Raw genomic sequence first — 12,340 nt, forward strand, 5'->3', positions numbered from 1 at the left:
CCGGATATACGAAAAATCCGGGCGTCGTGTACGAATCAAAAACGTCGTAAATCGAGAGTCATCGGCAGTTCGTCGGAGATAGTCAGGTTCGGTACAGGAAGTTTCCCCGGCGTGTGTCCGATGCGGAAGAACCGCGCCATGCGCCGGCTCTCCGCTTCGTTGGCGTTGACCGGCAGCGTCTCGTAATTGCGCCCGCCCGGATGGGCGACGTGGTACTGACAGCCGCCCAGCGAACGCTGCATCCAGGTATCGAGCAAGTCGAACACCAGCGGCGCATGCACCGGGATCGTCGGTTGCAGGCAGTTGGCCGGTTGCCACGCGCGAAAACGTACGCCGGCGACAAACTCGCCAACCCGTCCGGTCGGTTGCAGCGGCACCGGGATGCCATTGCAGGTCAGCAGATAGCGCTGCGGCGGCAGCCCCGTAAGCTTGACCTGCAAACGCTCCAGCGATGAATCGACGTAGCGCACCGTGCCGCCCGCCGCGCCCTCCTCTCCCAGCACGTGCCAGGGTTCGAGAGCCTGGCGCAATTCCAGCTCGATACCGTTGACGGCGTAATCGCCGACCTTGGGGAAACGGAACTCAAGATGCGCCGCAAACCATTCCGCACGCAGGGGGTAACCGGCATTGTTGAGTTCGACGATGACGTCGGCGAAGTCCTGTTCGATGAAGTGCGGCAACATGAAGCGGTCGTGCAGCTCCGTACCCCAGCGCGCCAGTTTCGGCGGCGCATAGGGCTCGCGCCAGAACCGCGCCACCAGCGCTCGCAACAACAGCTGCTGCGCCAGGCTCATGCGCGCATGGGGTGGCATTTCGAAACCACGCAACTCCAGCAAGCCGAGGCGCCCGGTGGCGCCGTCCGGTGAATACAGCTTGTCGATGCAGAACTCGGCGCGGTGGGTGTTGCCGGTGACGTCGATCAGCAAATTGCGCAACAGGCGATCGACCAGCCACGGCGGGCATTCCTCTCCCGGCGCCGGCATTTGTGCGAAAGCGATTTCCAGTTCATACAGCGCGTCGTTGCGCGCTTCGTCGACCCGCGGCGCCTGGGAGGTCGGGCCGATGAACAGACCGGAAAACAGGTACGACAGTGAAGGATGGTTATGCCAGTAACTGATCAGGCTACGCAGCAGGTCCGGACGGCGCAGAAACGGTGAGTCGCCCGGTGTCGCGCCGCCGAGCACGAAATGGTTACCACCGCCGGTGCCGGTGTGCCGCCCGTCGACCATGAATTTCTCGGTGGACAGTCGGGTCTGGCGCGCTTCTTCGTACAGAAACTCGGTGCGTTCGACCAACTCGTCCCACGTCGCGGACGGCTGCACGTTGACCTCAATCACGCCGGGATCCGGGGTGATGCGGAAATTGCTCAGGCGCGGATCGCTCGGCGGCTCGTAGCCTTCCAGCAACACCGGACAATGCAGCTCTTCGGCGGTGGCTTCGATGGCCGCGACCAGTTCCAGATAATCCTCGACCCGCTCCAGCGGCGGCATGAACAGGTACAACCGGCCTTCCCGGGCCTCGGCGCACAAGGCGGTGCGGGTCAGCCAGTCGGCGGACTCATCGATCTTCGGTACACGCTCGTCTGCCGGAGCCGGCTCACGGTGATCGTTGAGCTGCGCTGTTTCGGGCAGCTCGGGGAAATCCTGGTTCGGATCGTTCGGATGAATGAACGGATACTCCGCTGCCTTCACCCAGGGCTGCGAGCCCAGCGGCAGGCGATAGCCCAGCGGTGAATCCCCCGGCACCAAGCGACAATGCTCATCGCGCAGATACCAGCGCCCGCTCTGCCACTGATCGCCCTTGGCGGTGCGCGCCAGCGGCAACACCTGGCCGATGATCTTGTCCAGCCCCTGACTGAACACCTTGCGCAGTCGCGCACGTTCCAGCGGCTCCTCCAGACGCGAGTCTTCGGCGCTGACGTTGCTCGGCAAGGCGCCCTCGCGCCAGAGGTAATAGAAGTTGTCTTCGTAGGCCGGGAACACGAAGCGTGTCGGCACTTTCAGGCGCTCGGCGACACTCGCCAGAAAGCGCCCGGCCAGCTCACCCGTAGCGCCGTAATCCTGCTGCTCATCGGCGATCAGTGCGTTGTTGTGCCAGATCGGCACACCGTCGCGGCGCCAGTAACAATTCAGTGACCAGCGCGGCAGTTGCTCGCCTGGATACCATTTGCCCTGGCCAAAATGCACCAGCCCCTTGGGCGCGTAATGCTTGCGCATGCGCTGGAACAGTTCGGCGGAGAGCCGGCGCTTGTCCGGACCCAGCGCGGCGGTGTTCCACTCGGCGCCGTCGGGGTCGTCGATGGACACGAAGGTGGGTTCGCCGCCCATGGTCAGGCGCACATCACCTTCCAGCAGATCGGCATCGATTTGCCGGCCCAGCGCCTGGATCGCCAGCCATTGCTCATCGGTGTAGGGCTTGGTGACCCGGGGTGCTTCCCAGATCCGCTCTACGGACATTTCGTGGCTGAACTCGCACTCGCAAGGCTCCACCAGACCACTGATCGGCGCCGCCGAGGACGGATCGGGACTGCAGGCCAACGGGATGTGCCCTTCCCCGGCGAACAGTCCGGACGTCGCATCAAGACCAATCCAGCCTGCGCCGGGCAGGTACACCTCGCACCATGCGTGCAGGTCGGTGAAGTCCACTTCGGTGCCGGACGGGCCGTCGAGGCTTTTCACGTCGGCGGTCAATTGAATCAGGTAGCCGGAGACGAAACGCGCCGCCAGCCCGAGGTTGCGCAGCAGTTGCACCAGCAACCACGCCGAATCACGGCAGGAACCGGAGGCATGTTCGAGGGTGTGCTCCGGGGTCTGCACACCCGGTTCCATGCGAATCAGGTAATTGATGTCTTCGCTCAGACGCTGGTTGAGCGCCACCAGGAAATCCACGGCCGGCAACGGCGTGCGGTCGATGGCGTCCAGATAGGCCTTGAATGTCGGCGTCAGCGGCAGGGTTTCGAGGTACGGCGCCAGTTCCTTGCGCTCATCGGCGGCGTAGGCGAAGGGGATTTTCTCGGCGTAGGGCTCGAGGAAAAAGTCGAACGGGTTGAACACCGCCATCTCGGCCAGCAGATCGACCTCGATCCGCAGTTCGGCGGTTTTCTCGGGGAACACCAGCCGGGCGAGGTAGTTGCCCTGAGGGTCCTGCTGCCAGTTGATGAAGTGCTGCTCGGGCGAGACTTTCAGTGAATAGGACAGAATCCGCGTACGGCTGTGGGCAGCCGGACGCAGACGCACGATCTGCGGGCCGAGTTCGACAGCGCGGTCGTAGCGGTAATGCGTGACGTGATGCAATGCGACATGAATCGACACGGCGTGCCTCCTGCGAGCCCAAGCGTATTCGAAAGCGCGCAAGACTTATGCCATGCAGAGGCTTGGGCGCTTTCCCGGAATGCTTAGGGCAGTACAGCACCAAAATCGGGCGATGCGGTGAAATGGTTTGGCACAGTTGCACGCAAATGTTGCGAGGCACAACGCAAAACGCCAACCCGAAGGTTGGCGTTCTGTTCAGCTCAAGTGCGTTTCAGCGCGGTACGACCGGCTTGCGTGCCGGTTTCGGGCCTTTGCCTTTCGCCGCTTCCTTGCGCTCCTTGGCGGCCTGCTGGTTGCGGGCGAATGCCGCGGCCTTGGCCTGTTCACGCTTGTCCCAAGGATTGCCGCCGTCACTGGCGCGCGGAGGCAGACCGGTGTGCTGCGTGAGGATCTTGGTGGTCTTCTCTTTCGCGACCTTGTGGCTGCCGGCCGGTGTCGAGTTTTTGCGACGGGCACTCTGATAGCTGTCGGTGGCCGGCTGGTGCAGCGGGATCAACTGGTTCTTGCCCGGCCCGATCAGGTCGGCACGGCCCATGCGGGTCAGCGCTTCACGCAGCATCGGCCAGCCTTTCGGGTCGTGATAACGCAGGAACGCCTTGTGCAGACGACGCTGCTCTTCGCTCTTGACGATGGTCACGCCGTCGCTCTTGTAGGTGACCTTGCGCAGCGGGTTCTTGCCCGAGTGGTACATCGCGGTGGCGGTGGCCATCGGCGACGGATAGAACGCCTGCACCTGATCGGCGCGGAAGCCGTTGCCCTTGAGCCACAGGGCCAGGTTCATCATGTCTTCGTCGGTGGTGCCCGGGTGCGCGGCGATGAAGTACGGGATCAGGTACTGCTCTTTCCCCGCCTCCTTGGTGTACTTCTCGAACATGCGCTTGAAGCGATCGTAGGTGCCGATCCCCGGTTTCATCATCTGGTTGAGCGGACCTTCCTCGGTGTGTTCCGGGGCGATCTTCAGGTAACCGCCGACGTGGTGGGTCACCAGCTCCTTGACGTATTCCGGCGACTCGACCGCGAGGTCGTAACGCAGGCCGGAGGCGATCAGGATCTTCTTCACACCCGGCAACGCACGGGCGCTGCGGTACAGCTGAATCAGCGACGAGTGGTCGGTGTTCAGGTTCGGGCAGATGCCCGGGAACACGCAGGACGGCTTGCGGCACGCGGATTCGATTTCCGGGCTCTTGCAGGCGATGCGGTACATGTTCGCGGTCGGGCCGCCGAGGTCGGAGATGACGCCGGTGAAGCCCGGCACCTTGTCGCGGATCTCTTCGATTTCGCGAATGATCGACTCTTCGGAACGGTTCTGGATGATCCGGCCTTCGTGCTCGGTGATCGAGCAGAAGGTGCAGCCACCGAAGCAGCCACGCATGATGTTCACCGAGAAACGGATCATGTCGTAGGCAGGGATTTTTTCCTTGCCGTACGCAGGGTGCGGAACACGTGCGTAAGGCATGCCGAACACGTAGTCCATTTCTTCAGTGGTCATCGGAATCGGCGGCGGGTTGAACCAGACGTCGATCTCGCCATGCTTCTGCACCAGCGCACGGGCGTTGCCCGGGTTGGTTTCCAGGTGCAGCACGCGGTTGGCGTGGGCGTACAGAACCGGGTCGTTACGCACCTTTTCCATCGACGGCAGGCGGATCACGGTCTTGTCGCGGGTCATTTTCGGGCTGGCCAGGATCTGTACGACCTTGGCTTCTTCCGGGTCTTCAACCGGGCCCTTCTCCTGCTCGATCGCGCAAGCCTGAGTGTCCTGGGTGTTGACGTACGGGTTGATGATCTTGTCGATCTTGCCCGGACGGTCGATGCGCGTGGAGTCGACTTCGTACCAGCCCGCGGGTGTGTCGCGACGGATGAACGCGGTGCCGCGCACATCGGTGATGTCTTCGATCTTGTGACCGTAGGACAGACGCTGGGCGACTTCGACAATCGCCCGCTCGGCGTTGCCGTACAGCAGGATGTCGGCGCTGGCGTCGATCAGGATCGAGTTGCGCACGCGATCCTGCCAGTAGTCGTAGTGGGCGATGCGGCGCAGGGAGGCTTCGATACCGCCGAGCACGATCGGCACGTGCTTGTAGGCTTCCTTGCAGCGCTGGCTGTAAACCAGGCTCGCGCGATCGGGACGTTTGCCGGCCATGCCGCCCGGGGTGTAGGCGTCGTCGGAACGGATTTTCTTGTCCGCGGTGTAACGGTTGATCATCGAGTCCATGTTGCCGGCCGCGACGCCGAAGAACAGGTTCGGCTCGCCGAGCTTCATGAAGTCGTCTTTGGACTGCCAGTTAGGCTGCGCGATGATCCCGACGCGGAAGCCTTGCGACTCCAGCAGCCGGCCGATGATCGCCATGCCGAACGACGGGTGATCGACGTAGGCATCTCCCGTAACAATGATGATGTCGCAGGAATCCCAGCCAAGCTGATCCATCTCCTCCCTGCTCATCGGCAGGAACGGCGCTGGCCCGAAACATTCGGCCCAATATTTTGGATAGTCAAATAACGGCTTGGCTGCTTGCATGTCGATAACCGGTGTTGGCTTTCATTGAATTCGCGGGCGCGGAATATAGCACAAATTTTGACCAATTCCGACGACTGTGGTCGGTTTCTCTCAGCCTCGTCCACGGCCAAGCACTTTGTTCAACAAATGGGTTCACGACTTATTCAAGGATGAATACACATGCCTGTAAAACCACCCTCCAGAGGCGTCACCACCGTCGAAGTTCACAATCCACCTTCGACTTCAGCGACCAACCGTTCACCACAGACCCCCGCTTCGCCTCTGATTCCCCCGGTCGTACGCCGCCCCCCTTCTCAACCTGCACCGGACAGGACTCCGGCATTTGCAGACCCGGACACAATCTCTCCCGCACCAGCCGTGACCTTCGACGAAATCCATTCCTCCCCGAGGGCAACACCGGTACGTCCTTCGTTTGATACCTATCGCATCCGTTTCGGGTCGCAACTGCCAGAGGCCGATGCGCAAGGCTTCAGAAACTTCAAGGGGCGGCTGTTCGTCGATGCGTACGATGGCAGCGTCCTGCAGGTTGGCCTGGACCCTGACAGCCGACTTTACCGGGCAAGGCTGAGCAGTGAATTGAATCCCTCGGGCCCTGTTCTCGTTCAGGATCCCCAAAACAAGCGATGGCATCCGGTGGATGATTTCGAGGCTGAACCCATTGCGTTGACTTCCAGTCGACTGGAAGCGTTCAGGACGCCTCTGAATTTCGTCGGTGTCGCGCCGGACAGTGACGGTCTGCACAGCTTCGAAGGTAAGCGCTACGTGATCATCGACAGCCAGGCCTATCAAGTAATGCAGGATGTCGATGCATCCTCTCCCGCACACAAGGTCTGGCGGGTGGTCAAGCCGAAAGATCCTGTCGCCACTGACAGCGAAAACATCTACCGCGCCAGTCGGGGCGGTGAAACGCTGGCCATTGCCCGCACGTCCGACGGTTTTTGGGGGTTCAGTCTCGACGGACTAAAGGGTGGCATGCGTCGCAACGCGCAAGCTCAGGACAGCAAAGCCTATCTGCTTCAACGGCATGAATTCATCAGGAACGCCTTCGATGCCCTGGCCGCATCCAACAGGCGCTATGGCGAACTCTGGGCCAGCGCCGAACACCTGCCTGAGGGAAGTGACGCCGAGAAAGCCGCGCTGATCGAACTCGAAGTGCATTTGATCAAATACACAAGAATGCAGGCCGATTACGTCAAATCACTGATCGATAACAAGGACTGGTTGCTACTGCTCAAGGCTGGCGGGCTCTACAAAACCGAGCTTCATGCTCAGCAGATCAACAGAATCGACTACCTCAACAAATTGATTGCTGTCATGGATCGCAGGGTTCTGCCAACCCTGGATGTGATTACCGTCGAGTCGCTGAAGCGCAACCTTGTCCATCTCAACAAAAAGCTGAAGATCATGGACGATCGCCAGGCTGTGATGGATCAGATTCTAAAAGCTGATCGTAGCGCCCAAGGGGAGCTGGATGACATGAATCGCGGAATCCCCACTGTTGACCAGATCAACACCAGTAAATACAACATTTTCCTGCGCCTGATTTCCGACGATCCACAAAACCCGTCAAATCATGGCATGCGCACTGCCATGTCGATGCACTTGCTCAAACATGACCTGAACGAAGTTTCCGGATATCCCGAACCTCTCGCGCTGCAACTGGCGATCGAGAGCATCAAAAGCGACAGGGCCGGATTGTTGGCATTGATCACTTCGACACCCCCTACAAAGGCAGAGTACGTCAATCAGGCACTGTCACTGATGGATACCTTCGAATCGAAAATCGAAACCCGGCTGAATGAAATCTATGATCGGGTTGGCAGCAACAACGAACTGCCTGGCGACGATCATGATATCGACTTCGACTTCCTCCCGGCGCAACCTTCAGGAGCCGCCGAAATCGCAGCGCCGCGAAAGTTGTTCCGAACCCGTCAACATGGCACCTACCGGGTACTGGTGGGCGTTCAGGACACCGCTGCGGACGGCAGTGTCACGCTCAATGTTCCCGACATCTTCAAACCGAACGATCCACCTCAACGGTACGAGAAGAGAGAGGGTGAATGGCGGCCAGTGCGCCCCGCCCCGGCACCGGTTCCCAAACCTCAGCTGATGAACGAAGCCACAGCACGCCTTGGCAATGTGGAGGCGCATCTTGCCCAGGCAAGGATGATGGAAAACCGAAGGGACAACCCGACCACCATTGTCGAATACCTGGGGGCCGAGGTGGATCGACTCACAGATCTGGCGAAACGCCTCGAGACCCTCGATCAAATGGCAGTAGACGCTGAAACCACAGGTTTGATCGGGCGTCTGAAAGCTGCCGGTGACTCAATGGACGCCGAAGGCCAGGACATTCTGATACGGATGTATAAAAACAAGGATGTGCTGGACGTCCCGCGCCTGAGCTTCCTGCTCGATCACGCCCAGCTCAAGGTGGTCAAAACGGTGGCGCGCAAGCAACTGGGCAAGGGCAAAGACAGGTCATTTCTCGACGTCTATTCGATCATGGACCGCTCGGACAACACACCATTGTGGGAGGCCCACTTTCATTACGACAGGCAAGACCGCGCTGCGCTGGATTACACCGTCAAGGGTGCACATCTGAAAACGCTGGAGCAGCGCCTGCTCGGCAGCTCGTTTCAACAGCGCGAAGAACAGGCTGGGCGGCCCCACCAACGGATCTGGCGAGAACTCATCAGCCCAAGGGTTGCCCAGAAACTGTTTGATCATCTGGCGTGATCAATTGCGTTACTCGTCGTCGTCGAAGTTGTAACTGCCCGGCGCGAGGTTTTCGAAACGCGTGTACTTGCCGATGAAGGCCAGGCGGATGAAGCCGATCGGGCCGTTCCGCTGCTTGCCGATGATGATTTCGGCGATGCCCTTGTGTTCGGTTTCCGGGTGATACACCTCGTCCCGGTACACGAACATGATCACGTCGGCGTCTTGCTCGATCGCTCCGGATTCCCGCAAGTCGGAGTTCACCGGGCGCTTGTTGGGACGTTGTTCCAGGGAGCGGTTGAGCTGCGACAGAGCAACTACCGGGCAGTTGAATTCCTTGGCCAGGGCTTTCAGGGATCGGGAGATCTCGGAAATCTCGTTGGTCCGGTTGTCGCCGCTGGAACCCGGGATCTGCATCAGCTGCAGGTAGTCGATCATGATCAGGCCGATGTCGCCGTGCTCGCGCACCAGACGCCGGGTCCGGGCACGCATCTCCGACGGGCTGATGCCGGCGGTGTCATCGATGAACAGCTTGCGGTCGTTGAGCAGGTTGACCGCCGAGGTCAGGCGCGGCCAGTCGTCGTCTTCCAGCTGGCCGGAACGCACCTTGGTCTGGTCGATACGACCGAGGGACGACAGCATACGCATGATCAGCGATTCGCCTGGCATCTCGAGGGAGTACACCAGCACGACCTTGTCGCTGCGCAACACGGCGTTTTCCACCAGGTTCATCGCGAAAGTCGTCTTACCCATCGAAGGACGGCCGGCGACGATGATCAAGTCGGCCGGTTGCAGTCCGCTGGTTTTCTCGTCGAGGTCGGTGTAGCCGGTGGACAGGCCGGTGATCGAGTCGGCGGTGTTGAACAGGGTATCGATGCGGTCGATGGCCTTGGTCAACAGGTCATTCACCCCCACCGGGCCGCCGGTTTTTGGCCGGGCTTCGGCAATCGCGAAGATCTGCCGCTCGGCTTCGTCGAGGATTTCCTCGGCGGTGCGACCTTCAGGGTTGAAGGCGCTGTCGGCAATTTCCGTGCTGATACCGATCAACTGACGCAACGTCGCACGCTGGCGGACGATCTGCGCATAGGCCTTGATGTTGGCGACGGACGGCGTGTTTTTCGCCAGTTCGCCCAGGTAACCGAGGCCGCCGACTTGCGAGGTCTGTCCTTCCTTGTCCAGTTGCTCGGCAAGGGTCACGACGTCGATCGGCAAGTTCTGATCGGCCAGTTTGGCGATCGCACGGAAAATCAGACGGTGGTCATGTCGGTAGAAATCGCCGTCGGAGACTTGATCGAGCACGCGTTCCCAGGCGTTGTTGTCCAGCATCAGACCACCGAGCACGGCCTGTTCGGCCTCGATGGAATGCGGCGGCACCTTCAGCGCAGCGGTTTGCAGATCGTATTGCTCGGGAGCGGAGATTTCGTTCATGGCCACTTTTTAATCAGGAAAAGCAGGGAGTGCAGAAAGACAAAGGGCACGACCTGTAAACAGGATCGTGCCCGATGTTAACCGTCTGACGGACAGGCCGCCAGTCGATCAGGGTGTTGCTTAAGCTGCTACCACGACAACGCGCACGGTGGCTTCAACTTCGGCGTGCAGGTGCACAGCCACGTCGAATTCACCCACGTTGCGGATGGTGCCGTTCGGCAGACGAACTTCGCTTTTCGCCACTTCAACGCCGGAGGCGGTCAGTGCGTCAGCGATGTCGTGAGTACCGATCGAACCGAACAGCTTGCCTTCGTCGCCAGCGGTGGCAGTGATGGTCACTTCCAGCTCGGCCAGTTGGGCAGCACGGCTTTCAGCCGATGCTTTACGGTCTGCGGCGGCTTTTTCCAGCTCAGCGCGACGCTCTTCGAACGCAGCCAGGTTGGCAGCGGTCGCAGCGGTGGCTTTGCCGAAAGGCAGCAGGTAGTTACGGCCGTAACCGGCCTTAACGTTTACTTTGTCGCCCAGGTTGCCCAGGTTGGCGATTTTTTCCAGAAGGATCAGTTGCATGTGGAAATCCTCTTAACTTTTAACCTTCACCGTTCGCGTTATCGGTGTCTTTCGACACCCGACCGCGAAAATCAATCAGGCTGTCGACAATGGCCAGAACCACGAGCAACGGATAGATCAGCTGCATGAACAGCAACAGCGTCACGTACAACCCCACCAGCCAGAAACCGGCCAGTCGCCTTTGCGCCACCAGCCCGTGAATCAGGGCCAGCCCGGCGAACACCAGCGGCACACTGCACAACGGCGTCAACATGGCCATCTGTGCACCGAGATTCGGGCCCAGAAGCATCAACGCCAGCAGCAACATCGCCGGTCCCAGCGGGATCCGGATGGCGCGAAACTCGCGACCAAAACCACCCGGGTTGTACAACAACGCCTGCCAATAACGCCCGACAATCAGGCTCAGCACGCTGACGATCTGCAACAAGGCCGCAATCAGGCCGGTCAGGACCGGTGCGATCAGCGACGCGAAACGCGCCTGCTCGTCTACCGACAATTGTTGGTAGGCATCACCGAGAAGCGCGGGCATGACCTTTACCAAGGCCTGCGCCAGCATCTCGATCTGGGGCGCGAACGCCGCCCCGAGCACCACTGAAAACACCAGCCCCATGGCTACGCTGACCAGCAGCGTACGGACCCAGGACTCGCTTGCGCGCAACACCAGCGCAAGCCCCGAAGACCCCAGCAGCACCAGAAGTGCCCGTGGGTCATCGGCATACAACCACCAGATCAATGCCGGCAGCAGTCCCAGCGACACGACGCCCAGGGCGTCGGCCAATCCGCGCCGCAGAAGCACCAGGCTCCCGGCGGCAGCACCCAACCAATACAACAACGGCAATGTTGCACACCCGGCCACTACGAGAGTGGCCTGCATACGGCCGCGCATGATGAACTCAGCTAAGGCACGCATGCATTCAATCCTTTGCTACTTGTCGACTGCCCGGTCTCAGCGGCCGTGGCTGTCGGTGTAGGCCAGCAGGGCCAGGAAGCGGGCGCGCTTGATAGCGGTGGCCAGCTGACGCTGATAACGAGCTTTGGTACCGGTGATGCGGCTTGGAACGATTTTGCCGGTCTCGGATACGTAGGCTTTCAGAGTGTTGAGATCTTTGTAGTCGATCTCCTTCACGTCTTCAGCGGTGAAGCGGCAGAATTTACGACGACGGAAGAAACGTGCCATTTGATAGGCTCCTTAAAAGGTCCGTGGATTACTCGTCAGCGTTATCGCTGTTGTCGCTGTCGCTATCGCTGTCATCGCCATCGGCGCTGCCATCGTGCTCAGGACGTTCGCGACGCTCACGGCGCTCACTGCGGTTTTCTTCAGCCTTGAGCATCTCGGACTGGCCGGTAACGGCTTCGTCGCGACGGATGACCAGGTTACGGATCACAGCATCGTTGTAGCGGAAGTTGTCTTCCAGCTCGGCCAGGGCCTTGCCGGTGCACTCAACGTTCAGCATCACGTAGTGAGCCTTGTGAACATTGTTGATTGCGTAGGCCAGTTGACGACGGCCCCAGTCTTCCAGACGGTGGATTTTGCCGCCGTCTTCTTCGATCAGCTTGGTGTAACGCTCAACCATGCCGCCGACTTGCTCGCTCTGGTCAGGGTGGACCAGAAAGATGATTTCGTAATGACGCATGAATGCTCCTTACGGGTTGTAGCCTGCCGCTCAAAAACGGTCAGACAAGGAGTGAATGACACTTATGGACTTGCTGGCGCGGGGCACATGCATGCCTGCCGCCACAGCAAGGGGCGCAATTGTAGAGAAGGGACTGAAGAGGTGCAAGGCAATTGGTGATTATTTGA

Annotated in this window: 8 protein-coding genes; 1 reads left to right on the plus strand and 7 read right to left on the minus strand. The window is 60.2% G+C overall.

The window, feature by feature from the left end; translation table 11 throughout:
• Nucleotides 1–35: 35 nt before the first annotated feature.
• Nucleotides 36–3,311 (minus strand): transglutaminase family protein, encoded by a 3,276-nt coding sequence (locus L6D74_RS07560; RefSeq protein WP_236188568.1) that lies wholly within the window; start codon nucleotides 3,309–3,311, stop codon nucleotides 36–38.
• A 211-nt stretch (nucleotides 3,312–3,522) separates the two neighbouring features.
• Complete coding sequence (locus L6D74_RS07565; protein WP_007950699.1) at nucleotides 3,523–5,826, minus strand: YgiQ family radical SAM protein; 2,304 nt, start codon at nucleotides 5,824–5,826, stop codon at nucleotides 3,523–3,525.
• A gap of 159 nt (nucleotides 5,827–5,985) precedes the next feature.
• On the opposite strand from L6D74_RS07565, the gene L6D74_RS07570 reads away from it, so the two are divergent.
• Nucleotides 5,986–8,565, plus strand: a complete 2,580-nt coding sequence (locus L6D74_RS07570; RefSeq protein WP_236188569.1) for a hypothetical protein — start codon at nucleotides 5,986–5,988, stop codon at nucleotides 8,563–8,565.
• Nucleotides 8,566–8,574: 9 nt separating this feature from the next.
• On the opposite strand, the gene dnaB is transcribed toward L6D74_RS07570, so the two are convergent.
• The 5 genes from dnaB to rpsF form a co-directional block, all read right to left on the minus strand.
• Nucleotides 8,575–9,972, minus strand: a complete 1,398-nt coding sequence (gene dnaB, locus L6D74_RS07575; protein WP_011332193.1) for a replicative DNA helicase — start codon at nucleotides 9,970–9,972, stop codon at nucleotides 8,575–8,577.
• Nucleotides 9,973–10,092: 120 nt separating this feature from the next.
• Entirely contained in the window at nucleotides 10,093–10,539 is a 447-nt protein-coding gene (rplI, locus tag L6D74_RS07580; protein WP_003186385.1) for a 50S ribosomal protein L9, read from the minus strand.
• A 19-nt stretch (nucleotides 10,540–10,558) separates the two neighbouring features.
• On the minus strand, nucleotides 10,559–11,449 hold the full coding sequence (locus L6D74_RS07585) for a YybS family protein (protein ID WP_085611056.1): 891 nt from the start codon (nucleotides 11,447–11,449) through the stop codon (nucleotides 10,559–10,561).
• Nucleotides 11,450–11,485: 36 nt separating this feature from the next.
• The gene (rpsR, locus tag L6D74_RS07590; protein WP_002551829.1) at nucleotides 11,486–11,716 is read right to left on the minus strand and encodes a 30S ribosomal protein S18; all 231 of its coding nucleotides are present in this window, start codon (nucleotides 11,714–11,716) and stop codon (nucleotides 11,486–11,488) included.
• Between the two features lie 28 nt (nucleotides 11,717–11,744).
• Nucleotides 11,745–12,173, minus strand: a complete 429-nt coding sequence (gene rpsF / locus L6D74_RS07595) for a 30S ribosomal protein S6 (protein ID WP_007950702.1) — start codon at nucleotides 12,171–12,173, stop codon at nucleotides 11,745–11,747.
• Nucleotides 12,174–12,340 lie beyond the last annotated feature (167 nt).

The organism is Pseudomonas pharyngis (genome assembly GCF_021602345.1).
Classification (GTDB): domain Bacteria; phylum Pseudomonadota; class Gammaproteobacteria; order Pseudomonadales; family Pseudomonadaceae; genus Aquipseudomonas; species Aquipseudomonas pharyngis.